This window comes from Adonisia turfae CCMR0081, assembly GCF_011009555.1.
GTDB classification, from domain to species: Bacteria; Cyanobacteriota; Cyanobacteriia; order Phormidesmidales; family Phormidesmidaceae; genus Leptothoe; species Leptothoe turfae.
On the sequence record NZ_QXHD01000001.1, the window covers coordinates 32,352 to 56,145 of the forward strand.

Sequence of the window (23,794 nt, forward strand, 5' to 3'; positions counted from 1 at the left end):
ATGAGCGATCGCAAGCAAATCCGAGTGTATGTCGATGTAGACCATTGGACTGCGCTCAAGCCTGACACCCCAGAAAACGACACCGACACACTCAAACGACTCCTGGCTGAGCTGGAGAAGCTACAGAGTTTGGTCGGTCAGTTAGCCGATCAGGACGTGGAGCAACTCAGCACCCTGGTGGCCACACTCTCGGATATTCATTCCAACCCGCTGATCGCCCTTGGCATGTGTCTTGAAAGGTACCGACAAACCGAGTTCCAGCCAGTGCCTCAGTCCAGTGACCACACGTCCCAATTCGCCATAGCCACCCATGACAACTTTGTCGATAACTCAGGGGAGTTCTAATAAAGCAGCCATGTTCAGACGATATGCAGTGATCGACAATTACGTTTTGTGTCAATTCCGAACACCTCAGAAAAAATCGCTGGGAATTTCCCCCTCAAATCAGCGATCTCAGGCGAGGCGTTGTAAGATCTTGGACATCACGAAAGGAGGAGTATCTATGAACTAACGATATACAGACACTAAAAAACCTTCTGAACTTGGCGGGAACGAAGGCTTTCTAGTTATTTAATTTATCCACTGGACGCGGCGTCTTAACAGCAGGCTGACAACCAAGCTAAGACGGTGACAGGGCTTTCATGTGCAATTCTAGCGGGGATTGGACATTCCTGCAACTCATTGCCCAATCCCTTTATGTCTGGTGGTTTTGCCCCCTTACTAACCACCAAATCAATGGCAGTTGCATCCACGTTGCAGCGGCCCACATTCGTTCAGGAACTAGACAACAAGTTCCTGGCACTGTGGCCGCACCGTTTCGATTTCCTCTACGCTCCCCACCCCGACCCTGGCACCAAACCCCAGTGGCAAACAGAGACCAGACATCCGCTCTCCGACAGACTGATCAACCAGGGCACCTATCTCTACGGCGTCAGGTTTGGCTCTGTTACCCAGTACGCCATGCTCGATATCGACTCGGGCAGTCCCTACCATCCAAGACGTGATCCGTTAGCGATCTCACGCATCAGCGAAGCGCTTGAACCTTTGGGACTCCTCCAACATCTGATACTGACCAGTTCAGACAGCGGCGGTCTCCACATTTATTTCCCCTTTGAAACACCGCTCCCTTCCTGGAAAGTCGGCCTTGCGATCACAACGCTGCTTGAGAACAAAGGCTTCAAAGTGATGCCTGGATGGTTAGAAGTCTTTCCCAATGCCAAAGCCTACAATCCAGCCGGAGATAGTCTCTACAACGGGCACCGGCTACCGCTGCAGCAGGGTAGTTATCTACTCAATGAGGAAATGGAACCCATAGAGAGTAGTGGCTTCCATTTCCTCAATAACTGGGAGACAGCCACAGCTCACAACGACATCACCAGCGAAACTCTAGAACTTGTCATTGAGCAGGCCCAACGGAAAATCTACCGGGTCTCCCACAAAGCCGAGAAATTCCTCAATGACCTGAATACAGAAATTGCAGTTGGCTGGACCGGCCACGGGCAGACTAACCGGCTCCTGGGACGAGTCACCATGCGAGCCTACATTTTTGGACACATCCTTGGAGCCCCAGAACCTCTTACGGACGATGCCCTTATAGGACATGTGATGCAAACGGCTCAGAGTCTACCTGGGTTCACCCTCTGGTGTCGTCATCAAAACGATCTCGAAACCAAAGTGAAAGAGTGGGTGAGGTGTATTGAGGTAAGTCACTATTTTCCATATGGTTCAGACAAACTCCCGATAGACACAGCACCAGTAGAACCATCATGGAATGAGAGACAGCAAACAGAGGCAAGAGAGCGAATCACCAAAGCGGTTACAGAGCTACAGTCCACAAACAACTGGCCAGACGGAATCACAGCACGGTTTGACAGACTCACTGATCAGGGGATTAGTGGAAGTTCACTTTACAAACACAAGGATCTCTGGCACCCACGCTTTATGGTTTCCGGAGCTGAGGGAACCGGAAACGACATCCCCCCAAACCCCCCTGCTTCTCAAAGGGATGCGTTGGGGCTTCTGTCCCCAACGCAATCCACACAAGCTTATTGGGAAAATGGATGTAACCCATTACAGGACAACCATTTAACTGCGATAGAACCAGATGAAAAAGATGGTGCAGGGTGTAATAATACACCGGCACCCGTAAGCCCTGTCCCACCACAGGTAAGGCAACACATACAACAAGCAATAGCAGCAGCTCAAACAGAAAGAAAAGCACAGCAGCGCTCATACATTGACGATTATCTCGACCAGCTTCAGCTCAACTTTGAGACTGAAACCGCTCGATGGGCACATTCTGAAGATCCGATCTTCGAAGCGGAGGCGAAATTACGACAAAAGCCAAAGGACGATGAACCCTGACGAGATATTTGGGAAGGTGATACGGTTACGGCTATGACAAATCAACCTACATGTTGGATTATCGCCGGTCCCAATGGAGCTGGTAAAACTACCTTTGCCCTAGAGTACCTACCCGAAGTGGCCAACTGCCAGCACTTTATCAATGCTGACTTAATAGCAGCTGGGTTAGCCCCCTTAGCTCCTGAGTCTCAGCTGCTAGCGGCCAGTCGCATCTTTTTAACTGAAATCAAAGCGCGAGTCACTGCCCGTCAGAACTTTGCTTTTGAAACCACTTTGGCAGGACGTACGTATTTGAAACTGATCCGGCAGCTGCGCTCGGATGGATGGCGGGTGGAGTTAATCTATCTGGCTCTGCCTAATATGGCTATGTCACGGATGCGGGTAGCTGAGCGGGTAGCCCATGGAGGCCATGATATTCCCCTCGAAGATATTGAGCGGCGATTTCCACGCAGTTTGCATAACTTGCTTACCGAATTTGGAGGCATCACCGATCGGACTCGATGTTTCATGAATTCTGGAGAAGTCCCCGAGCTGGTCTTCGTTCAGCAAGGTAGCGATCGCACAATTGTAAATGCTGGGTTGTTTAATATATTGAGGCAGGAGGCAGGACTATGACGATGGTTTCAGACGATACGCTGCAAATTTTGGAAACGCTCAAAAAGGTTGCAGCTAAAACGCTTGAGAAGAAGCAACGGCTCGGCCAGTATGCAGTGATATGGCGCGATGGTAAAGCGATTGCTGTGGGGAAGGATGCACCGGAGCAATCTGACACTGGCCATTCCTACAATTAACCACCAGAGCCTTATTAATTGGACCACCAACGGCATCGATGCGAAAGCCTACGGCTTTAAATTCTGTGCCTTATTTTGACTATATCAATTGCTAGTAATGTTCTGAAGTTCTTGATTTTCAGAGAGGAGTAGTTGCGTAAGTCACAAATACTCAATTTGAAATTAACTTTGCACATCATCCGCCGCAAGCAATCTTAGCCAATATACTGGGAACTCTCGGCGGTCGGTGGACTGGTATAAATTAAGTAGTCTAGGTAAGTCTAGGAACGCCCCCCTTGTATGTAGGAGGTAAACATCCCGAAGTATAAATTGGGAGTATACCTACAGCTTAATATTTTTCATCTATTTATCTGTTTTTGCCAGAGTCCAGCATCTTATTATCATCACTCCCTGGTCCTGGATTGAGCTGTTTTCTGGGTAATACCCCTTTGAAACTTCTGGATACCACTCCCTTAAGATTTCGGATGAATTCACTTTCCGAAATCGTCACAAGAGTACCAAGGTTTACGATATTTAAGTCTAGCGGTAAGCTCACTTGCTCTTTGAAACGCTTGTTTATCTCATGAGCTAGCTCACCAAGCTCTTTCTTATCTAGAAAATCAAACTGTAATCTCAAATTCTCTATGTCCGAACGGAGCCGTCCCCAGTTTTCTTTATGAACCTGCTCCTCCCACAAGTTTAGAGTTTTGTTGAATTGGAAGATGAGGACTAGCGAGCAAGAAGTTAGTAAAAGTATAGGAGCTACTGAGAGAATGCCTGAAAAAATATAATAGAAGACACCCGAAACAATAATGCTTCCCAGGATCAAACCTACAACTTTCCAATATTGACCTGAACTATCCAAAAAATCATCAACCTCTATGCTCGAGCTTTTCTCAAATATTGCCCAAACAATCCATATAGCTAATACAACCACCAGAGCAAGTAGGAAAGCAGACCTAAAATAACCCAAAGGTTCAAACAACACTTTTAGAATTGATAGCGTTCTTGCAGCGAAGAATACATCTCCCAAGACGGTAATAGCGATGAGAGGCAGAAAAGTTGCTAAAATACGTCGAAGCTGTCCATCTCCAATGTCATAGGGTTCTTTCAGTTTACTGAGTGACACTCGCTTGATAGAAGGACTCCCTCCTCGTTTAACGTACAAGATAGGAGGAGTACCATTGTTTACTTCAACCTCAAAGAACGGATTTCTATTGTTTATGTTATCAATTTTAAAGACCCCAGACACATTATCAGAAGATTCCTTACTCACAACTGCCCCATTTGCTTTCACAAGATACTGAAAGCAAACTTCTTTTTTAAAGATAATTTTATTAGTAAGTCCCTTTTCTAGCTCTCGGAACTCCAATATGTCTCCAGGTCCGTAAATGTCCATTGTGAAGAGTATCTCCTACATACTAAAATCATCAATTCTATATCTAAATGGTTGTGAGATTAGCAATACGACAACACTATTAGTTTAGAAAGCATTCATATCTATTGCCTTAACAGCAGCTCCTATACCTGATATGAACGCATAATTCACACTACCCCTAACAACTGAGCCCGTAATAGGCACTGCTCCTGCTACATTAGATACACCTAAACGAGTAAGAATTTGAAATGCAATAAGAAGCATTACTGTGCTAGTTACGCTAGCTCCTGTCTCTACTCCTACTGAAACCCCAACAATCTTCATAAAATCATGAAAACCAACTGAGCAAATGCCACGCTGATGATAAATGACTCCTAATGTAACTCGAAATTGCTGAATAACGTTATTCCATACATCGAAAGGTAAACCCAAGAGCCCTGTTGTCAATCCACCAGCTCCACATATTCCGCCTATGATGGCTGACCTCTTAGCACAACGAGAGATAAACTTGTCAATCCCATGTTCATCAACAGCTTTTTTGATCTCTTGCGGATCTAGCGTGTCAAAAGCTTTTTCAAAGAGATCTGCCAATGCTTTTTCTCCACTCATAATTTCACCTAATTGCATTTAAATAAGCCGACTGATACTGGGAGTATAAAAACGAAATAAATGAAGAGTACTACATCTTCTAAAGCAACTCTTTTGCTGTTGCTAAGTTTTTAAATTCTGTGAAAGATCTCTTACCAACGAGGAAGCAAGGCTTCAAAGAATGTAGCACTCCCTGTTCTATTCCGTTGTCTGCCCTCCATTAACGTAGTCAAGCCTGAGTAAATGCTAATGGAGGTTTGTTGTTAATCGTTGAGTGAACCCCATATCCCACCAATAGCCGCGCCTCCTGCAAGGATAACACCACCAACAATAGCGGCGGGGACAACTGCTGGTGCTGAAGCGATTCCTACTGCGGCGAGAGCACTGGTTGCTAGTGTTCCGCCCATACCGGTGGTGGCGGCAGTTAGGGCTACTGGAGCAACTAGTTTTGCACCCATTTCAGCTCCCTTCTCTGCGTTATAAGACATGATTTAACTCCTTTAACAAATCGGTAAAAAGACGTCCTGGAATCGTCTGAGAAACGCCCAGGAGCTTTCAGCTGGAGGCGTTCGAAACTCGTTGTCTCAGCAGCCAACTGCTCATGGTTTTAAGAATGCAACAACAGAGTAGGAGATTTCAAATCAAATTCTTTAAATGCTCGTTCCGAAAAAGATAATCTGATTTTCAGATAATGGTATTGAGGTCTCCTTTTTCCCTAAATGCCCCCTACAGTTTGCTGTCAAAGCTTTATAGTTTTCTATAAAGTGAATACCTGAAACCGATAACACAATCGGTTGATAGACAGCCTATAGTGATAATTGGGAAGCAATAGTGACTGTACTGATCAACGTTTCAGTCAGCTAATACTGTACCTTAGTTATCAATGCAGTCAGGAGAATTTACGTTCACTTAATTTCAATTCAATCTCCTTGAGATAAAAATTTTCTGCATCTTTTATCTTTTCTTTCTCGTAACCTGTTTTTACAATAAAAAGTGCTACTGACGCAACGACAGATGTGAAAATGAAACTACAAAATATGTCTAATGTACGTTCTACTTCACTTGGATATTTAGTTAGTAAATTTGGATGCATATATTCTAAATAAAATACTATAGATACATTCGATATTATTAATATTTCAAGGAATATTAGGTAACTAATACCAAGTTTTAATAACCTTGAAAAGGTTAAAAATATAGGAGTTGCTATTAGATAAAATAAAATTGTTGACCCCTTAGAGCCTTCAAGTGAAAACCACGAAACTGATAATGTGAGTAGGGTTGATATAATACAAACTGAAATTTCAGATGCAGATATTTTCTTGAAGATACCTAGAATAAAAAGACTAAGGTAGATAATCCCTTGCATTGCAATAACTGTATTCAGTATTAATGGCAAACCAAGGTATGAGTTACTGATAAATGTTGCTATGCATAATAAAGCGAAAGAAAAATTGATAACTCTAAAGAAAAAACTTTCTAATTGAGAAGAGTCTCCAAATAAGAGCGTAGCCAGCCTATATATCATGGGTTTTGAGCAGGATAGTGTGTAACTGACGAGAGTATCAAAAAGTTTGGGTAAAGCTTGAAACTTTTTGCGATAGCATAGTCATGACTACAACCAATGCCCTCATTTGTTTCAGCCTTTACTTTGGAGCTTATGGCACTTCGTTACAACTACGCTCTTAAGCTTTTTGAGTTTACCGTCCCAATCTCTTTATTGCTCCTCTCACCTAGCCTAGCTGCAGGTAAAGGCAACTAGCCAATAAAAAAATCACCCCGACTCTGATAACTTTTCAGGCAAAACTCCAAATTTTGGGTTGAACGCCCCTGCTGACCCATAAATCAAAATTTCATAGTGTGAAGAGTCGTAGCATTCCGGAAATATTAGATTAGGCTTTGTGTGTAGCCAAGAATCTGAAAACGGTTTGTTTCCTTTTAAGGGACGAGGGGGAAGCCAGGGTGGCACTACGAAGTAGAAATAGAGTTATCACTAAAACAGCTGAAGAGGTTATTGACCAAGCTATTCGTGAAAATCGTTTTGGGGAGCTACTACTTTATGGTTTTGCCGTACTTTTCGTCCTGACTGGATTAGCCTTAATGATTTTCGCTGCTTTGAAAGGCAGCCCACTTAGTGCTGGATTAGGTGTTATTTCAAGTGCCTTATTCCTACCTGCCGTAAGATCAACTCGACGTACCAGGCAAGAAAGTGTGGCAATTCGACTTCTGCAAGCTCCACTCAGGCAAGCTGACACCTCTAAAGAAGCAGCAGAGGCAATACGCATAGTATTTGTGGAAACATTTGGGGTCCGAAATAATGATGGGAATTAGAAGACTCCTAACACCTAAACATACTGCTTGGTCTGTCGCTGCAACGCTTATTCGTGGGCTTGAAAATGGAACTATTATCCTGGAATCACCTTTAGAAGCTTCTATCCGATTGAATTCTACAGGGGTACGAGGTTGGAACAAATGGAGGGATGAAAATCTCGGGATTAATCCAAGTCTTAATTTTGTAGACCTGAGCTGTGCCAGTCTTAGCTATATCAATTTGAAGATGGCTAGTCTTCATGGAACTATTCTCTATGAGGCTGATCTAGGTAACGCAGATCTCAGTCAAGCTAACCTAAGTGGAGCTAATTTGAAAAATGCAGATTTGAGTGATGCCAACTTGAGCAATGCAGATCTAAGCAATGCAGATTTGAGTAATGCCAACTTGAGCAATGCAGATTTAAGCAATGCAGATTTGAGTGATGCCAACTTGAGCAATGCAGATCTAAATAAGACTACTTTAAGTAACGTCGATCTGAGTAATACTGAACTGCGTGGGACAAACATAAATCTCGCTATTCTCAACCAGACAACACTTATTACCATAAAAAGACATTTAGTAGAAGAAATTACTGCTCAGAGAGGTGTAGGCCGAGATTTTAGTGGAGTCGACCTGAGTCAAGTCAATCTAAGTGGGACTAATCTTCGTGAAGCTGTTTTTACTAGAGCTAATCTAAGTGGATCTGATCTTAGTAAATCCGACCTCAGTAAGACTTACTTAAGTAGAGCCAACTTACGTAAGACTTCTCTCCATGAAGCTAACTTTAAATCAGCTTATCTTTGTGGAGCCAATTTGAGTGGCGCTAACTTGAGTAAAGCTGACTTTAGAAGATCTAATCTTAGGGGAGCTAATCTCAACAAGGCTAATGTTTCCAAAACCATATTCGGCAATAATCTTGGGCTGACACTAGAGGCTAAAAAAGATTTAGTTGAACGGGGGGCTATTTTTCAAGATTCTCCTGAGGCACCAGTTGAAAGTTATGTCCCAAAGTCTTGAGCTAAGCGAGCGAAATCTAGAACCAGTAGGGCATTTAACTCACAACCTACGGTTTCGCCTGAAAAGCTTTCAGGGATAAGGGATTCAAAACCTGATGTGCTATTAACCGTTTGCGGGGCACCGCAGCTAGGCAAAGCAAATTATGCACCCCGTTGATTAGTTGCCGCCGGAAGCAACGATTCTAGATTCTACCGCTCCATATCCACCCTCAAATGCCGTTGCTGCTGACGCATATACATTCTCTGTTGCATAACTGCGTTCACCTGCTGCCTGACATAATCCACAGCAGCAGTCCGACTCTCTTGTTGTCGTAGCTGTCGGGCCAACGGTCCCTGAAACAAAATACGAGCTGCCTGCCGCAGCTGCGCCTGGGTGGGCTGCCCTTGAGATCCACATTGCTCCTGGAGATACTGGTGAGCAATCATCTGGTCCTGATGATAAGGCTGTGCCGGTGGTTGTTGCGCAGCATAATGCTCATACCATTGCCGGTCTTGTTGGGTTAAAAGCCACTGCTGACGTCGTTGCCGTAGGGCAGCTGCAAACTGTCGAGTAAGCTCTGGAAGTGTTGGGTCTGGCGACTGTCGAGTTGTTGAAGTAACGTGATTACTTGGGTTAAGGCTTGCTGTGAGGCGGTCTGTGCTTCGAGTGAGGCGGCTAGCTGGGTCTTTAGTTCGGCTATCTCGGCGTATAGCGGTTGTAAGCTGGCGAGCAAGGCGCTCTCCAATGCGCCTTCCGTCATCTCGACAGTTAGTGGCTGTGGTTGGGGTTTGCGGGGTCTGGCCATGGTGGGTTACCTGGTAGAGGGGCAAATAGTCGCTGGCATTTTGGTTTGCTCGGCTGCGTTGGGCGATGCGGAGTAGATCGTCTTTGTTGGGGGTGTAAATCGTCAGATGGCGTTTGGCTCGGGAAACGGCGACGTAAAAGGCTTCTTGGGTGAGGGTACTGTCGGCAGCCACCAGGACGCGATCGGCGGTTTTGCCCTGGCTGCTGTAGGTGGTGCTCACTAGGCCATAGTCAATGTATTGATGGCCTCTGAGATTTAGGCTGCGGGTATTGCCGTCTGGGGTGAGAATCTGGGCCTGGCCCTGGTCATTGAGGGCGGTGATGGTGAAATGCTGACCGTTGCGGATACCCAGATCGCGATCATTACGGGTCCAGCGCAGTTGATCGCCTACGGCAATGGGTAGCCGCTGGATGCGGTAGCTGGTTTTCCTGGCACAGTGGACAGGGTTGAAGGTGAGGGTTTGGCCATTAGGGGCTTGTAGTATCAGGTGATTATGGGTGGGGTCAATGGCAGCAACGGTATAGCGCTGGTGACGCTCCAGGCCATGGCGCGGGTAGTTTCTAACAGGAACGATCACATCGCCGATGGCATAGTGGCTAACGTAGCGGGCCTGGGCCTGGGTCAGGTCTTTGGGGCGTAGGGATTGTAGGGTAAAGCGATCGCACTCTAATCGACCTTCTTGTTGCAGGGCATGACGGAGTTTTTGGGTAATGGCCAGGCGGTCGTCATTGGTGCCGCTGAGGATAAGTGTTTTCTTGCGCTGGGCAGGGGTGAGACTGAGGTAGTCCTGGGCCAGGGCACTAACGCGATCATCCAGGGACACGGTTTGGATAAATCCAGCTTCGTCTAACTGCTGGATGCCGGTGGGAATATCCCCCTGGGCAATGTGGTGAACAGCAGCCTTGAGGGCCTCGGTTTGTTGGCGGCGGGATTGGTTGAGGATGGCGGTTTGGATGCCTGCTTCTTGGAGAGATTTGAAGGGGTTTCCAGCTTCAACGGCAGAGAGTTGACGGGTGTCTCCTACAAGAACAACACGGGCCTGGTGGACTTCCGCTTTTTGCAGCAGGGCATGGGCATCTTTGGCGCTCAACAGTCCGGCTTCGTCCACGATCCAAATGGGGAATTTTGTAGACGAGCGATTGAGTTGAGAAGGGTCTGGATCTGGGGTGTGGAGTAAGTGGGCAACGGTATCGGCGGGGATGCCGGTGTCCTGGTGGAGAACATTCGCGGCCTGGGCGCTGGGAGCATAGCCGGTGACGTCATGCCCCTGGGTCTGGGCGATGCGGGCATAGAGATTGAGGCTATGAGTTTTACCAGAACCGGCGACACCTTGCCAGGCAATGATGCGATCGCACGTAGTCGCCGACAGTAAAATAGCCTCACGCTGCCCAGCAGTAAGACTTAAAGCATCACTCAGTCGCTGATTAACCTCCTCTAATGTGGCAATCGAATCCACCTGCCCCTGGCCACCCACCATCATTTGCATCGTTTCTCGTTCTCGCTCCAGGGCGGTATAGGTGGTGAGCCGTTGGTCATCAATAACAATGCGATTGGGATGGTGCTGCAAGGCCTGGTGGAGATCGGCAAACCATTGTTGACCAAGGCCATGTTCCAGGGCAAAACGTTCGGCTTTGGCTTGCTTAAAAACGCTTTCCCGTTCGGCAGCATGATCCAGGCCAAGGGTGGCAGCAGCATAGGCAGCTGTTTGACTGGATTGGCTCAGGTCAATATCCTGGGTGGGCACCCCCGGTAAGGTCAATCCTTGGGCCTGGATCGTCTCGGCCCAGCCGGTGAGTAAGACAGAACGAGGGACAGTGGTTTTACGACGGCGGGTGTCGAGGGTGGCCTGTTTTTGTTGGCTGCGGTGGAGGGGAGCACCACCGGTTTCGGTCAGCTTCTGTTCCCACTTTTCCAGGTACGTTTCGATCTGCTGGGTGCGGGTGGAAAAGGTATTGAGTAGCTCAGAACCATAGCCAGTTAACTCAAACTGACCGGTGGCCGTTGGGGTGATGTCATAGCCATTCTGACGCAGTTGATAGGCCAGCTCATTTTGGTAGATTTCCCCCAGCAGTTTTTGGTGGGCCACAATCGCCTCATTACTCAAGCTGCGCCACTGGCCATTGTCTAATTGGGTGGCATTAATCAGCACACAATGACTGTGGAGTTGGGGGTCCTGCTCGCGACTGGTTTCATGGCGAAAAATGGCAGCAACCACATTGCCAGTGGTCACCCGTTCCCGTTCTCCCTCAGGTCGACGAATGCGGGTTTGGGCATAGCGCGTTTCGAGAATCGATAGGGCCGTTCTGACCGCCTGATCATGGGCGGCAAGCACACGGATATCGCCTTGAATTAGCGCAGCAATGGAAACACTTTTGGGTGCAGAAAACGTGCAGTCGGTAGCCGCCCGATGATGGTCTGGATCGATCTTGCGGGCATGAAGGGATTCTCCATTCGGGCCTTCGCCATGGAGCAATTGTTGGAAAGTGGATTGGTTAAAGTCGTCAGTCAACCCGAGGGCAGTTGCCCCTTTTCCATACCAGGTAGCGCTGGAGGTGCCGGTATCGGCATCGTCCAAATCTCGGGTGTAATAGTCGTCAGCTTCGTAGTAATTTTCGGTCTGGGCCGCTGACACATTGGCAATGGACAGCATGGCGCGGTAGATGGAAAAACGACAAAAGTGGGGATTTGGGGTTTTGAATCGTTAAAGCGCTTAACCTGTCAGGATTTGATGGGGTTTTTTACGTTTGGGCCTGCCCAGCCTGGGCGTAATGTCTGAAACGCGTAGCTCCGTCCATTGTTAATTCGGAGTGAATCCTACACTGCCCTGGACGGGGCGCAGCTCCCATGGCTTCCTACTGATTCCACAGAAACCATCAGGAGGTTTCAACAGAGTCGCTACATTCGTTTACACCACAACAGATTTAGACGAGAAACGTTACACCCGTCATAAGTCTTGGGGTGAATAGATACTAACTACGAATATCCTCAAAAAAGGACTCAAGCCGCATCAATAAACGGCTACCCAAGGATTCTGATAGTTAATCCATGGTTTATCAGCGCAGACATCAACATGAATCTCTATAGAGAGTTTTCAAGAGCATTGTCTCGAAAACAATTCAGACAACACGAACGGTAACCATCGGGAAATAGCATCGTGAACAGTCGAGTGAATAATTGAGACATGCTTTAGAAACAACGATGGGAACGCCACAAGCTGCCAGATTCTAGAAAACAAATATCGTGGCAATTAAAGTTAATTCAAAAATTAAGGGATTCCGTACTTTTACGGAGCAATCTGGAAATGCCACTCAACCTGGGAAAAGCTCTGGTTATCTCCCGCCATGTCCGATACTGTTTACTCTGCTGACACTATAGCGGATTGCCAACAGGAACTTGCGGCCCTTGCCAAAGAACCCCGCACCCACTTCAACAAGCGTGAAGCGGTAGCGGTACTCTTTGAGGATATTGAGGCCGCCCTGGTGAACCACACCTACAGCGAAGTAGCAGAACGGTTAGGGAAATCGGGTATCGATATCTCGGCAGGTAGCTTGAAGCAATACATGCTCAAGCTCAAGCGAGAACGCCAGGGGTCTACCAAAAAAACGTCAGGGTCATCTAAACGAAACCGTAGGAATAGCCAACCCAAACCTGCGGTGGAGAAATCCTCTAGCAATACACCACCGTCTCAGACGGTTACCAAAAAACGGGTATTGCCAGAACCATTTGATGAGGTGAAAACCGCATACTAGGGGGATGACGATGACTGTCACCACACGTAAACGCACAAAATCATCAACTGATACATCTGCCGAAAACGCCGACGGAAATAGTGAGGGTAACGATAGCGTTAATTCGACTGTGAACGCTGAAGTGAATCCTAGCGTTAATCGTCGGGTTAATCATCGGATTCATTTTGCCGATGGAAATAAGGGAGGCGTGGGTAAAAGTGTTCTCTGCCGCACGCTCTATCAGTGGTTCCTGGATCGGCAACAGCCGGTAATCGGCGTGGAAGCCGATGTAAATAGCCCAGACTTTAAGGGCATTTACTCCGACGTCATGGTGGCCCAGTTCTCTGAAGATGAAACCATGGGGGCCAGGGCTAATGCCATTGTGAATGCCGTCGTCGATGCCCAGAAGTCAGCCGTCGTGAATCTACCGGCCACGGTCTATGAAGCCTTTCGGCTATGGCTGCGGGATTATGACATTCTTACCCTGGCTACCGACAATCACATCGAGCTAGTGAAGTGGTTTGTGGTCACGGGCGAGTTTGACAGCCTCAAGAGTTTAGAAGTTTCCCTGTCCTCCTTTGACCGGCGCATTCCCCATGTGGTGGTGAAAAACCTCAAGTATGGCGATTGGACCTTCTTTGAAGAGTCCGATGATCTCCAGGCATTGATTCGTGAAACCCAAACGCCTGTGGTTGAGCTACCCAAGTTACCGGTGCGAGTGGCCAGTACGGTCCTGCAGCAGCGGCTTACCTATGCCGACAGTTTGCGTCATCGGGGCAAGGGCTTTGGCGTGGTGGAGCAGGCTGCCGTGAAAAGCTATCTGCGCTCCGCCTATGCCGCCTTTGAATCCACCGGATATTTGCCCAGCATTTAGGGGACCATCACACCATGAATACGATTACCGACGAGCAGCGACGCTTAGCCGGGGCCATGGGTGTGGACCCCGATGATCCGTTGATTACTGTACTCAAGCCCGTGGCCGACCTGGCCGAGGAGATGAAGGCATGGAAAGACATCGACATCGAACTTCTGAAGTTTCTCCGCTCCACCAGTCAGGGGGTGGAGCAGACGGCCTCCAATTACGCCAAGCTCGCCAACTATTACAGGACATTGGTCGAGCTATCCAAGGAATCTTCGACGCAAATGCAAGCGGAGACCGGGAAATTAGTCATGCTGATGCAGGACTCGATCAGACAAATGCAGTCCGACTTACCCAGCAAACAAGAACTGAAGTCCGATCTCAGCTATCTCAAGAGCGAAATTCAGCAGACCAAGGCATTGAGCGCTAGGCAACCCTTGCAATGGGGACCGTTAGTGTTAGCGGCACTTCTCAGCATAATGACAGGCTGGATGGGCTGGCGTATGGGTCGTGTGGATGGCTTCCAAAAAGGGGAGATTGAAATTATGAATCTCTTTGGGGGCAGAACGAATATGTTTTATTGGCAACGGATGCGCATGGAAAATTCAGACTTAGTCAAGGATTGTCGGAAACAGAAACGGGAAACTTGTGTGCTCAATTTACCGTAGAAGATGATCCCACCATGCTTTGACAGTCCACCCTACAATCGCTCTGCCCTCAGACACAGCAAACCCTACAAAAGGATAACGTCCTAGTGATACTTCACAGGCTATAGTTTGGGGTAGTTACCTGTTGGATTGAAACGAATAGTATATCGGTATCAGGCAGTTCGTTAGATATGTTAGGGAGTAGGCTACATGACTCTTTCATAATTTTCTTGATTAGTGTACGTATTGAAGCCATCATGCGCCTTTAAAGGCTAAATCATCATGAATAATGGAAAACATGAAGTCGAAGAGAAATCAAACTATCCAGATTTATAAAGAAGAGAGAGAAAAACTTCTTTCAAAGATTGTTAAAGTCAAAGACATAAATAAGCTTAATATTCAAGACAATAAAACTATTCATGGAGATTTCCTAGAAGCCCTTGTTTATCTACCTCAAGGCTTTATAGATTTACTGATTCTAGATCCCCCTTATAACTTAACAAAAGAATTTAATGGCTGGAAATTTTCCAAGCTAAAAACAGAGCAGTATACATCCTGGCTAGATAATTTAGTCTCAAGTTTAAAGCCCCTTCTCAAACCAGACTCTTCTATATATGTGTGTGGAGATTGGTATTCATCAGCTTCTATTTTTGAAGTTTTATCATCACATTTTATTGTTCGAAATCGTATCACTTGGGAGCGAGAAAAAGGTAGAGGATCCAAACTAAATTGGAAAAACTCTAGTGAGGATATATGGTTTTGTACAAACTCTGATAGTTATGTATTCAATGTAGACTCTGTTAAATTACTCAGAAAAGTAATTGCTCCTTATCACAGGCAAGATGGAACTCCAAAGGATTGGAATTTAACTGAGAGTGGAGGGTTTAGAGAAACGTATCCATCGAACTTATGGACGGATATAACCGTACCCTTTTGGTCTATGCCAGAAAACACAAATCATCCCACACAAAAGAGTGAAAAACTCATTGCAAAACTTATCTTAGCTAGCAGTAATGAGGAAGATCTTGTTTTCGATCCATTTCTTGGTAGTGGCACTACTTCAGTAGTATCCAAAAAGCTAAACAGGAAATACTTAGGAATTGAGATAAACGAAGAATATTGTCTAATAGCTGAAAAAAGATTGGAATTAGCAGATCTCAATAAAAGTATTCAAGGGATTCATAATGGAATTTTCTTGGAAAGGAACACATCCAGAAATCAAATCAGAAATATACCTGAACAATTATCACCTAATGTCAAACAGCAATCTCTTTTTGATGAAAATTGATGTAGTAAAGGAAAATCCAAATGCAAGCTTCTGAGACTAAACTTCAGCCAATTATCGAAGGAACTAAGCAGTATGTCGTTCCATTATTTCAAAGATCTTACAGCTGGGGTAAAGATGAGTGGGGCATGTTGTGGAATGATCTAGTTGACCTAGCTAGTTCAAGTAATGCACGAACTCACTTCATAGGTTCAATAGTAACTATGCCAACAGTCTCAGTCCCTGAAGGCGTTACAAAGTATATGCTAATTGATGGTCAACAAAGACTCACAACTATCTTCATAATACTGGCCTATCTCAGAGATTTTGCAAAAGAGGATAACAAAAATGAATTATCTGAAGAAATCGATAAAACGCTTTTAGTCAATCCTTATAAAAAAGGCAATGATTTTTATAAAATTTTTCCCACTCAAGATGATCGCGAGTCATTTAAATGCCTAATTAAAACCAACTTAGAAAATTCACCAGAGAATAAATCATGCGATGGAATTCTAAAGGCATACAACTTCTTCAAACGAAAAATAAATCAAAGTAAAATTGATATAGAAACCCTCAAAAAAGTAATTACTAATAATTTATCTGTTGTAAGCATCGTACTCAACGCAGAGGATAATCCTTACCTAGTATTTGAAAGCCTAAATGCTAAAGGTCGTCCGCTTACACAAGCCGACCTAATTAAAAACTTTTTCTTTATGAGAATTCATGTTAATGAGCAAGATACTATTTATTCAGATTATTGGAAGCCTATGCAAAATTCTTTGGACAATACTTTAACTGAGTATATTCGTCATTACTTGATGAAAGATGGTTCAAAGATAAAAGAAAATGATATCTATTTTTTCTTGAAGGAAAAGGTTGATAAATCAAAAGGAGATGTTGTTCTATATCTAAAAGATCTTTATAAATTTTCAAAGTACTACAGTAGAATACTGGAGCCCCGAAATGAGATTAATGAACTAATTCGAGAGGCTTTAAGCAGGATAAATCGTATTGGGGTAACTACAGCTTATCCTTTTTTATTAAACTGTTACGATCTCTATATTCAGAATATCCTCTCTTCTGAGGAGTTTTTAGAGATTTTAAAGGTAATAGAGAACTTTATAATTCGCCGATTTGTTTGCAGTATACCAACTAATCGACTTAATCAAATATTTGCGTCGCTTTACTCTCAAGTTCAGAGCAAATATCCTGATAACTTAGTAGAGGGCATCAAAAACATACTTGAGACTAAGGGTTATCCTAAAAATCCAGAATTCAAGGCCAGGTTTAAAGATATTAGATTTTTAGGTAGTAAAGATAGAGTTTCAAAAACAAAACTAATTCTTGAAGCTATAGAAAAATCACATGGGCATAAGGAGAGTATCAATTTCAATGACTTAGAAGTCGAACGTATTATGCCTGATAGCTTAACTGATGATTGGAAGCACCAGTTAGGCCGTGAATGGGAACCTGTCCACGAATTATACAAAGATGTTATTGGCAATTTGACACTTACAGGATACACATCAGAAATATCTAATGAATCTTTCAATGTTAGAAAAAAGCTTTTAGATCAAAGCCATCTCGAAATCAACAAACATTTCAGAGATAAAGAGACGTGGACAAAAGACGATATTGAGTGGAGATCTGAGTTTCTTGCAAATATGGCTTTATCTATATGGGGGTATTTTGGTAGTACCCAAAGTATTGAAGATTCAGATACTGATATTACTGGAACCAACCCAAGCTCTATGATGATTCTAGGCAAAGTTTTTGCTGTACGTTCATGGCGTGATGTTCTTGTTAATACTCTTGATGCCATAGCTGAATTGGATCCAGAGAACTTTGAACAAGCTATCACAGAATTTCCAAAATCGATTAGCACAGATAAATCCAAATTTCATGCAGGTCGTAAATTAAAGAGTGGATACTTTGTTGAAGCGAATTTATCCGCTAAAGCTATTAAAAAGTTCTGTCATCAATTTTTAGAAGAGTGCAAAATCGATATTGATGAATGGAATGTAATGTACTCTTAAGAATTTAAAGTTTGAATTAAAGGTTGTCGGAACATCGCCTAAATCTAGCAAAAAGATAGTTTCGAAATCCCCCTAAAGCTTTGGTTGAAGTCCATAGAGTTGGTAGATGACCTTTTGGAGCTAACCTATCAAAAGTTAGTTTGTTATAGTTCATCCATATTCCATCCTTTTTCCATCCAACTATTTCATTGAATAATTCACTCTTTTCACCGGATTCAATCCAAATTCTATTCTGTACAGAAAAACCGAAGTGATTATCACTAAATGCTGACCATAGCTCATCCATAAGCAACCAATCTTCACAAGATATTATTTCTATATCTTCTATTCTCAAAAGTCTTTCGTTACCGATAATTTTTTCTGTTTCCTGATCAGCCTCCTTCCAATTTCCGTTTTTTAAGAAATCGGAAAGCTTTTGAAATTTAATTTGATTGTTCCGAGGTAAAGAAACTAATGTTTCAGTTTTTTCATATGTTTCACTAGTTCGAACAGTAGCCTTTGGAACGCTTTTAAATAAAGAATTAGGTAATAGTTGAGAACTTTGATGAAGTACAGGGATATCTGCTTGAGGTATCCCTGCCATCTTGATTGCAACACAAGCATTCCGGTAAGCAAACTCTACATCTCGTCCTGCACCAAGGGCATCATAGAAAGCTACAGCAAATTCGATAGCAGCGCGATCTCCAATTTGATCGCTCATACCGATGACATACGGGATATGTTGTGAAATTGCTTCGGCTTGCACTGTAGAGTAGCAAGCATTAAGTAATACACACTTGAGACGATCAGCATAGAGTTCAAATAGAGCACTTAAGGCACTAGCATCTAATAGTTTGCTTCGTCCCATCTCGTCTTCTACAACCAATCCCCGCTGACCACTACCATGACCACTGAAATGCACCACATGTGGCGTGTAATCAAGCATTGCTCTTTGAACATCACGCGGACGGACAGCAACCTTAGAAAACAGGCGAAACTGTTCCCGAAATCGAGAGCGCTCTATCAAGCCTGCCTCAATCTCACGTCGTTCCTCATTTAGTCGTAGTAATCTTGTGTCTTTTGGATTAGCACTCAGGAATAAGACAGTAGTAGATTGAGGTTCCATCGCTTAAGTGTTTTAGCCGTAGGAATACTCTACCCATTAGTAGAGCGATAATTTTCGATAAGGTAGGGCTAGCAAGAGAAGTTAGAGTGGAAATACAGCTTTCTAGGGAATTTAATGGGAGGCAGTTGCGATCACAACTCTCCACACCTAAAACGGCACCACCACATCCCGCAACGCAATAAGCCGCAGCACCGATTCCGGCAACCGCGCCGCCAGCAAACATTGCTCATCCACCGTCAGCACCTCATACTGACTCTCAGGCTGCTGACGGTGGCCGACGAGGTCGCCTGCGCGTAGCGATTGGATTACCTGGTTACCTACCACTCCATCAACCTCGGATCATAATCACTACTATCCATCGCCTCCGCCGGACCCCCAACATCGCCCACATCCTGCATCCACGCCTCAAACCGTGCCGCCTGACTCAGCGCCACATGGTACGGCAATGGTCGAAAATACTTCAGCTTGCCCGTCGCTGGCTGCGATCTAGGCAACGGGGCGACTACCTGGCTAGCAATTAGCTGTTTCGGTCGGCGCATCAGTACTTATCCTACGATTGAACGGCTTGATTCTAAACGGATGACATTACCGCTCGCGGTGACATCAACCACAGCACCCCATAGAGTTATCTCACTGATAGGCAGAAATAGCAGTGACAAATAACAACATTAACGTTTGTATCAGAGAAGAGATTTTGAAGCACCACAGGAATATGCTGTACACATGAGCTGAAAAGCTCATATCCACAACAAAAGGAGGTCTAACGATAGATATTTCGATAGAATCATCCGACAGTTCAAAAACAGCATCCAAACACATCACTGATATTTCTTCTTACTTGCACTAGAGAGCACTGTTTATAGTAGGTTCACCTGATATACAACAACTCTGAGAAGTCTTGTTTATTGTAGAAGAGCCCCTCAGTCGATTGTTCTGGGTGCTGTTGTGCTTTAAAGCTTCACGAACTCAATCGCCCAACGCTACAACTCACTGGGCACCAGCAAAAGGCAATCCAAGAATCCTTCAGTCAATATCAAAACAACTCATTACGCTGTGATCACATCCCCAACCTAAGCAAAAATGATGGTTGTGTAAGCAGACAGTATGGTTATTCTGCCAAGGGGGTGGTCTGCCACATATCGGCATACAGTGGATTCACGGACAAAGCAAACTATTGCATAACTTCCTATCTCGAACCCTATATCGCCTAAATGAATTTAGGTAAGTAAACAGCACACTGTATTGCTTATCTAAATTTAGATACCTCTAAATTTAGGCACCCTCTATATCTAAATCGAGGCCCCCATGGACGCTAAGGTTCATGGGGACTTCTTATATTGAATTGATCTTGGCTGGTTGCAAACTGACCAGTCAGCGCTGACGCGTATAGCCCAAAGGGCATGGCTAACGCTTTTCTTGGATGCCCCTGTGGGCTTTAGGTGAAGCCACTCCAGAGGAGTATCGCAGCCACCTACCCCCCTTGTGACCTCTATCACCACATTCCCTCAGCCAATTTCAGAAACCCCTTAAGCAACCTTCAGGTATCGGTCAGATAGCGTTCAGGTACCCCCGGCATTCTGTAGTCAATGAAGTTCATTCACTGATTCCCAAGGAGCTTTAACCATGAAACGCACTATTCTTTCCGCTTTAACTGTTCTTGTTGCATCCGCTGCCATTGCCCCCGTTGCTTCCGCCTTCGAGCCTGCTAGCTTCAACATTCAAGAAGCCCGCCTCGAAGCCCTCGACCGCCGCACCAAGAACTCCGTCCACAAACTACGCCTTGAGCACCTCAACAATCAGACCAAGGCCATCGAAGATATCCAAGCGGCTCGCCTAGAAGCACTCGATGCCCGCACTAAGACAATCGACAACATCCAAGAAGCTCGCTTAGAGGCTTTAGACGCTCGTACTAAGAACACCGTTCACAAGCTACGTTTAGAACACCTCAACAACCAGACTAAAGCCGTTGAAGATATTCAAGCCGCTCGTTTGGAAGCATTGGATGCACGCACCAAAGCTGTCGACAACATCCAGGAAGCTCGCTTGGAAGCACTGGACGCTCGTACTAAGTTCGTCCGCTAACAGATTGCTAAGCTGTTGCGGTACTCAGGTCAACAAGCTTGGGTGCCCGCTGCAGACTCCGTAATCTGTGAAAGGCTTCATTCCCAGGGCACCCTTTTCCTACTCAGACTCTCCCTACACACACCCTCTAGAGTCCCCGCCAATTGGTGGGGGCTTTTTTGTTGGACAAAATCATTAATCCGTCGGTCAGTCCTCACCATTCTCATAATCTTCATCTGGATCTGGGGCCAGATCAGTCAAAGTTTGGATCGTCTTTTCAATTTCATCTAGCGCCTCACGAATCGTAAATATCTGATCATCCAAGTCAAATGCCAGATCAAACAATTCCAGCCCTTGACTCATAACACCATTATTCACAAACTCCATCGCCAATTGATGTAACTGCAGCAGCAGCAATTCCAAATTCCAATATACGGACAGCAGAGCTGGACCGAAAAACTTCTCTTGTCGGGAATGTCATCCAGCATAAGAATCAAGAGGTATTTCTAATGGGTCCAGCCGGTTTGGTGTCATCACGCATGAATTCAATCAAGGCTGTCCAACTCTCAAACCAGAGGTACTTGGTCAAGGCGACAATATCTTGGAAAAAGCCTTTTCGAGTGCCTCGAATTTGACGAATCCGTTGATAACGCTCATCTACATATCCCAAGATGGTATGAAACAGGAACGCTAACAGATTTAGGGTCAATAAAAACGAGGCGAGATGCTGTTGCCCATGACCAAAATTGTGCTCTAAATGATACCCCTTCGTTTTGAGGACATTGTGGTTTTCATTTTCAGTTTTCCAACGACTGCGACCGGCCTCAACCACAGCAATGACTTGCTGCGGGGTGTTGAGGTCTAGTGGGGTGATCCAACTATTGTGATAGAGACGTTTGCCATCTCGTTGTCGAGTGACGGTAACCTCACACCAATTAAGGACAAGGTCCGACGGGGTACCGCCTAATAGAACATCGGTTAAATATCGGTACTGATAGTGAACCATCTCCTTCCGCTGAGTTCGAGTTTTCTCGATGGTGTTGACCTGACCCTTGGCCGTATTGAACTCAATCCAATCGTAGAGCACTGGATGAGACTCCGGTAAACACACGAAGATAAAACTCATGCCCTGAGCTAGGACTGTTTCACACATGGGTAGACGACTGTACAGATCATCACCCAGCAAAATCACATCTCGGTGAGCAAACATCTGTCGATGGGCCATTATCCAGCGCTTGGCTGCGGCCTGTTCACAATCCTGCTTATCATGACCATCTTGGGGATGGATAAATTCAGGGGGCAACGAAATCACTGACGATTGGCTCGGGGAGACAAGCACTGGCAAGATTGCTTTGTGACTGTAGGTAACCTGACCATTGCGATGCCTCCGGATTGAACAACACGGACACCCCACCTGATGGGAACTGTAGTATTCTGTGCCATCTAAGGTCACCAGTAGATGCTTGCCAAGCACTTCAAATCCACGCAGATATCCCTGGTCTTCTAGATGCTGATAATTCGAGCTGAACACACCCGATAAACTTTGCGCAGGGAGGAGGTCCAGAATATTGCGAATCTGCTCAACACTCGGAATGCTCGTCAGACCAAATAGACTCTGGGCATTGTCTTGACCGTGACAGGTTTGCAAATGTCGTTGGTATTCCAAGAATGACGCGCTTTGCATGAAAAATACGCCAAACGCTCCCAGAACAGCATCTTGGAGACTATAACGAGTCGCATTACTGGGCTCACGACCATCCGTTACAGTGGCGATGCTGGATGTCAGACGTCCTAGCAAACTGTCGAATCCGAGAATACTTGAGGCCATGGTGACTACCTTGCCAAGGGCAAGATTCATTCGAATGAGTTGACTGTACTGGATAGTGGCACGATTTGCACAACTCGATTGCTAGCCACTTCTCTCTCATAAACTGTCCTTAAGTTTGAATTTGGAATTGCTGCTGCTGCAGGTCTTGACGAATCTGAGGTGGCCGAAAGTCCTCGTCATCTCCCAACAGTCGTCTCAACTGATCCACATGATCCACCGCACTCAGCAACCGAGTCGTTTCAAACCCTTCATAGATCTTTTGGCGATACTCCTGAGTGTACTGAGGCATCTGGCAAGCTCCCAATGGCAGTGGCGACCTGACAGTAGCATCGTTGAGGGTAGGGGCTCAAGTCAGGAGCAGAATACAGGAGGCTTCTAACTTTTACATTCTGCCTCCTAACCACACTATCGTATGCTAACGGAACACGGTGGGAGAACAGGAATAGACAAATGACCATCACCTACACCAACCGCAGTTTACAGACCTACTATTTGCATCAGGGCACCACAAAAACCGGCAAACCCAAGTACTTTTTCTCAAAGAAATACGAGGGAAACCTGGTCGAGCAAATTCCTGATGGATTTGAAATTTATGAAAATCCTAATGCCCAGGTCTTTTTGCGTAGGATTCCAAAGAAGATTGTTACAGATGCCGAAGTGCAAGTCGTCAAGCAGGGTATGGAGAACTTTGCTAAAGTTAAGCCTTTTATAATCGATGTCAAAAAAGAGATTATTTATATTTTTATCTCCAGTAACAACACTGACCAATTGTCAGAAATGATCAGAGCAACCGCAGGTCCGTTTACTCGAGATGCCGATACGATAGAACAGCTTATCCAGCAGTCAATTCGGTATACGTCTGACCTACGTTTTACCCTGATTGACAAGCAAACACGACGCTTTCAAACGGAACGGTATTGTTACCTTGGCAGAATTGATGATTGGATCCACATTGGCCATGAAGACTCGCTAGACGTGCTGGTCAAGACCTACTTACCGCATCTGGGGCAAGAGTCATTTTTTGAACTGCATTAGCGATAGCTGTAGAGTTGCG

The 23,794-nt window shown here is 45.3% G+C and carries 24 protein-coding genes; 13 read left to right on the plus strand and 11 right to left on the minus strand.

Going from position 1 to position 23,794, the window contains the following annotated elements; all coding sequences use genetic code 11:
• The 4 genes from DXZ20_RS00145 to DXZ20_RS00160 all read left to right on the plus strand — a co-directional run bounded on the left by DXZ20_RS00145 (position 1) and on the right by DXZ20_RS00160 (position 3,155).
• A complete protein-coding gene (locus tag DXZ20_RS00145; protein WP_163695391.1) occupies positions 1 to 345 on the plus strand; it encodes a hypothetical protein in 345 nt (114 codons plus the stop codon).
• Between the two features lie 390 nt (positions 346 to 735).
• Positions 736 to 2,364 (plus strand): hypothetical protein, encoded by a 1,629-nt coding sequence (locus DXZ20_RS00150; RefSeq protein ID WP_163695393.1) that lies wholly within the window; start codon positions 736 to 738, stop codon positions 2,362 to 2,364.
• Positions 2,365 to 2,397: 33 nt separating this feature from the next.
• Positions 2,398 to 2,979: an ATPase gene (locus DXZ20_RS00155; RefSeq protein WP_163695396.1), complete on the plus strand. Its 582-nt coding sequence runs from the start codon at positions 2,398 to 2,400 to the stop codon at positions 2,977 to 2,979.
• On the plus strand, positions 2,976 to 3,155 hold the full coding sequence (locus tag DXZ20_RS00160) for a hypothetical protein (RefSeq protein WP_163695309.1): 180 nt from the start codon (positions 2,976 to 2,978) through the stop codon (positions 3,153 to 3,155). Before DXZ20_RS00155 ends, DXZ20_RS00160 begins: the two co-directional genes overlap by 4 nt.
• Positions 3,156 to 3,501: 346 nt before the next feature.
• On the opposite strand, the gene DXZ20_RS00165 is transcribed toward DXZ20_RS00160, so the two are convergent.
• The 4 genes from DXZ20_RS00165 to DXZ20_RS00180 all read right to left on the minus strand — a co-directional run bounded on the left by DXZ20_RS00165 (position 3,502) and on the right by DXZ20_RS00180 (position 6,628).
• Positions 3,502 to 4,533, minus strand: a complete 1,032-nt coding sequence (locus DXZ20_RS00165; RefSeq protein ID WP_163695399.1) for a hypothetical protein — start codon at positions 4,531 to 4,533, stop codon at positions 3,502 to 3,504.
• A gap of 84 nt (positions 4,534 to 4,617) precedes the next feature.
• Complete coding sequence (locus tag DXZ20_RS00170; protein WP_163695402.1) at positions 4,618 to 5,139, minus strand: hypothetical protein; 522 nt, start codon at positions 5,137 to 5,139, stop codon at positions 4,618 to 4,620.
• Between the two features lie 224 nt (positions 5,140 to 5,363).
• Positions 5,364 to 5,588, minus strand: coding sequence for a hypothetical protein (locus DXZ20_RS00175; RefSeq protein ID WP_163695405.1), 225 nt, complete (start codon positions 5,586 to 5,588; stop codon positions 5,364 to 5,366).
• A gap of 401 nt (positions 5,589 to 5,989) precedes the next feature.
• On the minus strand, positions 5,990 to 6,628 hold the full coding sequence (locus DXZ20_RS00180; protein ID WP_163695407.1) for a hypothetical protein: 639 nt from the start codon (positions 6,626 to 6,628) through the stop codon (positions 5,990 to 5,992).
• 434 nt (positions 6,629 to 7,062) lie between these two features.
• On the opposite strand from DXZ20_RS00180, the gene DXZ20_RS00185 reads away from it, so the two are divergent.
• Both DXZ20_RS00185 and DXZ20_RS00190 read left to right on the plus strand, forming a co-directional pair.
• Positions 7,063 to 7,431 carry a hypothetical protein gene (locus DXZ20_RS00185; protein WP_163695409.1) on the plus strand — a complete coding sequence of 123 codons (369 nt, stop codon included), beginning with the start codon at positions 7,063 to 7,065 and terminating at the stop codon, positions 7,429 to 7,431.
• The gene (locus DXZ20_RS00190) at positions 7,418 to 8,428 is read left to right on the plus strand and encodes a pentapeptide repeat-containing protein (protein WP_163695412.1); all 1,011 of its coding nucleotides are present in this window, start codon (positions 7,418 to 7,420) and stop codon (positions 8,426 to 8,428) included. The genes DXZ20_RS00185 and DXZ20_RS00190 overlap by 14 nt, the downstream gene beginning before the upstream one ends.
• Before the next feature lie 188 nt (positions 8,429 to 8,616).
• On the opposite strand, the gene mobF is transcribed toward DXZ20_RS00190, so the two are convergent.
• The gene (gene mobF / locus DXZ20_RS00195) at positions 8,617 to 11,862 is read right to left on the minus strand and encodes a MobF family relaxase (protein WP_163695415.1); all 3,246 of its coding nucleotides are present in this window, start codon (positions 11,860 to 11,862) and stop codon (positions 8,617 to 8,619) included.
• 691 nt (positions 11,863 to 12,553) lie between these two features.
• On the opposite strand from mobF, the gene DXZ20_RS00200 reads away from it, so the two are divergent.
• From DXZ20_RS00200 to DXZ20_RS00220, 5 genes are all read left to right on the plus strand, one after another.
• Positions 12,554 to 12,961 (plus strand): hypothetical protein, encoded by a 408-nt coding sequence (locus DXZ20_RS00200; RefSeq protein ID WP_163695418.1) that lies wholly within the window; start codon positions 12,554 to 12,556, stop codon positions 12,959 to 12,961.
• 10 nt (positions 12,962 to 12,971) lie between these two features.
• Positions 12,972 to 13,814: a P-loop NTPase family protein gene (locus tag DXZ20_RS00205; RefSeq protein ID WP_163695420.1), complete on the plus strand. Its 843-nt coding sequence runs from the start codon at positions 12,972 to 12,974 to the stop codon at positions 13,812 to 13,814.
• Between the two features lie 14 nt (positions 13,815 to 13,828).
• On the plus strand, positions 13,829 to 14,467 hold the full coding sequence (locus DXZ20_RS00210) for an HAD-IG family 5'-nucleotidase (protein WP_163695424.1): 639 nt from the start codon (positions 13,829 to 13,831) through the stop codon (positions 14,465 to 14,467).
• A 277-nt stretch (positions 14,468 to 14,744) separates the two neighbouring features.
• Positions 14,745 to 15,734 (plus strand): DNA-methyltransferase, encoded by a 990-nt coding sequence (locus tag DXZ20_RS00215; protein WP_163695427.1) that lies wholly within the window; start codon positions 14,745 to 14,747, stop codon positions 15,732 to 15,734.
• Positions 15,735 to 15,754: 20 nt separating this feature from the next.
• On the plus strand, positions 15,755 to 17,746 hold the full coding sequence (locus DXZ20_RS00220; RefSeq protein ID WP_163695430.1) for a DUF262 domain-containing protein: 1,992 nt from the start codon (positions 15,755 to 15,757) through the stop codon (positions 17,744 to 17,746).
• A 16-nt stretch (positions 17,747 to 17,762) separates the two neighbouring features.
• Here the strand turns inward: DXZ20_RS00220 and DXZ20_RS00225 are convergent, their stop codons facing one another.
• The 3 genes from DXZ20_RS00225 to DXZ20_RS00235 all read right to left on the minus strand — a co-directional run bounded on the left by DXZ20_RS00225 (position 17,763) and on the right by DXZ20_RS00235 (position 19,390).
• Positions 17,763 to 18,851 carry a GUN4 domain-containing protein gene (locus DXZ20_RS00225; protein ID WP_163695433.1) on the minus strand — a complete coding sequence of 363 codons (1,089 nt, stop codon included), beginning with the start codon at positions 18,849 to 18,851 and terminating at the stop codon, positions 17,763 to 17,765.
• Positions 18,852 to 18,998: 147 nt separating this feature from the next.
• A complete protein-coding gene (locus DXZ20_RS00230; protein WP_163695437.1) occupies positions 18,999 to 19,175 on the minus strand; it encodes a hypothetical protein in 177 nt (58 codons plus the stop codon).
• Positions 19,169 to 19,390, minus strand: a complete 222-nt coding sequence (locus DXZ20_RS00235) for a hypothetical protein (protein ID WP_163695442.1) — start codon at positions 19,388 to 19,390, stop codon at positions 19,169 to 19,171. The genes DXZ20_RS00230 and DXZ20_RS00235 overlap by 7 nt, the downstream gene beginning before the upstream one ends.
• Positions 19,391 to 20,474: 1,084 nt before the next feature.
• Here DXZ20_RS00235 and DXZ20_RS00240 point away from each other — a divergent pair.
• On the plus strand, positions 20,475 to 20,933 hold the full coding sequence (locus DXZ20_RS00240; protein ID WP_163695445.1) for a hypothetical protein: 459 nt from the start codon (positions 20,475 to 20,477) through the stop codon (positions 20,931 to 20,933).
• Positions 20,934 to 21,119: 186 nt separating this feature from the next.
• Here the strand turns inward: DXZ20_RS00240 and DXZ20_RS00245 are convergent, their stop codons facing one another.
• The 3 genes from DXZ20_RS00245 to DXZ20_RS00255 all read right to left on the minus strand — a co-directional run bounded on the left by DXZ20_RS00245 (position 21,120) and on the right by DXZ20_RS00255 (position 23,029).
• Positions 21,120 to 21,335 (minus strand): hypothetical protein, encoded by a 216-nt coding sequence (locus DXZ20_RS00245; protein WP_163695448.1) that lies wholly within the window; start codon positions 21,333 to 21,335, stop codon positions 21,120 to 21,122.
• Positions 21,336 to 21,405: 70 nt separating this feature from the next.
• The gene (locus DXZ20_RS00250; protein WP_431732061.1) at positions 21,406 to 22,710 is read right to left on the minus strand and encodes an ISNCY family transposase; all 1,305 of its coding nucleotides are present in this window, start codon (positions 22,708 to 22,710) and stop codon (positions 21,406 to 21,408) included.
• A 139-nt stretch (positions 22,711 to 22,849) separates the two neighbouring features.
• Positions 22,850 to 23,029, minus strand: a complete 180-nt coding sequence (locus tag DXZ20_RS00255; protein ID WP_163695453.1) for a hypothetical protein — start codon at positions 23,027 to 23,029, stop codon at positions 22,850 to 22,852.
• Between the two features lie 161 nt (positions 23,030 to 23,190).
• Here DXZ20_RS00255 and DXZ20_RS00260 point away from each other — a divergent pair, with 161 nt between their 5' ends.
• Complete coding sequence (locus DXZ20_RS00260) at positions 23,191 to 23,775, plus strand: hypothetical protein (RefSeq protein WP_163695456.1); 585 nt, start codon at positions 23,191 to 23,193, stop codon at positions 23,773 to 23,775.
• Positions 23,776 to 23,794: the final 19 nt, after the last annotated feature.

Bases quoted from the DNA above. Each gene is read 5' to 3' on its own strand.
- DXZ20_RS00145 (WP_163695391.1), top strand. From the start codon at position 1: ATGAGCGATCGCAAGCAAATCCGAGTGTATGTCGATGTAGACCATTGG.
- DXZ20_RS00155 (WP_163695396.1), top strand. From the start codon at position 2,398: ATGACAAATCAACCTACATGTTGGATTATCGCCGGTCCCAATGGAGCT.
- DXZ20_RS00210 (WP_163695424.1), top strand. From the start codon at position 13,829: ATGAATACGATTACCGACGAGCAGCGACGCTTAGCCGGGGCCATGGGT.
- DXZ20_RS00205 (WP_163695420.1), top strand. From the start codon at position 12,972: ATGACTGTCACCACACGTAAACGCACAAAATCATCAACTGATACATCT.
- DXZ20_RS00240 (WP_163695445.1), top strand. From the start codon at position 20,475: ATGAAACGCACTATTCTTTCCGCTTTAACTGTTCTTGTTGCATCCGCT.
- DXZ20_RS00255 (WP_163695453.1), bottom strand. From the start codon at position 23,029: ATGCCTCAGTACACTCAGGAGTATCGCCAAAAGATCTATGAAGGGTTT.
- DXZ20_RS00160 (WP_163695309.1), top strand. From the start codon at position 2,976: ATGACGATGGTTTCAGACGATACGCTGCAAATTTTGGAAACGCTCAAA.
- DXZ20_RS00190 (WP_163695412.1), top strand. From the start codon at position 7,418: ATGATGGGAATTAGAAGACTCCTAACACCTAAACATACTGCTTGGTCT.
- DXZ20_RS00150 (WP_163695393.1), top strand. From the start codon at position 736: ATGGCAGTTGCATCCACGTTGCAGCGGCCCACATTCGTTCAGGAACTA.
- mobF (WP_163695415.1), bottom strand. From the start codon at position 11,862: ATGCTGTCCATTGCCAATGTGTCAGCGGCCCAGACCGAAAATTACTAC.
- DXZ20_RS00175 (WP_163695405.1), bottom strand. From the start codon at position 5,588: ATGTCTTATAACGCAGAGAAGGGAGCTGAAATGGGTGCAAAACTAGTT.
- DXZ20_RS00180 (WP_163695407.1), bottom strand. From the start codon at position 6,628: ATGATATATAGGCTGGCTACGCTCTTATTTGGAGACTCTTCTCAATTA.
- DXZ20_RS00260 (WP_163695456.1), top strand. From the start codon at position 23,191: ATGACCATCACCTACACCAACCGCAGTTTACAGACCTACTATTTGCAT.
- DXZ20_RS00170 (WP_163695402.1), bottom strand. From the start codon at position 5,139: ATGCAATTAGGTGAAATTATGAGTGGAGAAAAAGCATTGGCAGATCTC.
- DXZ20_RS00235 (WP_163695442.1), bottom strand. From the start codon at position 19,390: ATGCGCCGACCGAAACAGCTAATTGCTAGCCAGGTAGTCGCCCCGTTG.
- DXZ20_RS00220 (WP_163695430.1), top strand. From the start codon at position 15,755: ATGCAAGCTTCTGAGACTAAACTTCAGCCAATTATCGAAGGAACTAAG.
- DXZ20_RS00200 (WP_163695418.1), top strand. From the start codon at position 12,554: ATGTCCGATACTGTTTACTCTGCTGACACTATAGCGGATTGCCAACAG.
- DXZ20_RS00165 (WP_163695399.1), bottom strand. From the start codon at position 4,533: ATGGACATTTACGGACCTGGAGACATATTGGAGTTCCGAGAGCTAGAA.
- DXZ20_RS00225 (WP_163695433.1), bottom strand. From the start codon at position 18,851: ATGGAACCTCAATCTACTACTGTCTTATTCCTGAGTGCTAATCCAAAA.
- DXZ20_RS00215 (WP_163695427.1), top strand. From the start codon at position 14,745: ATGAAGTCGAAGAGAAATCAAACTATCCAGATTTATAAAGAAGAGAGA.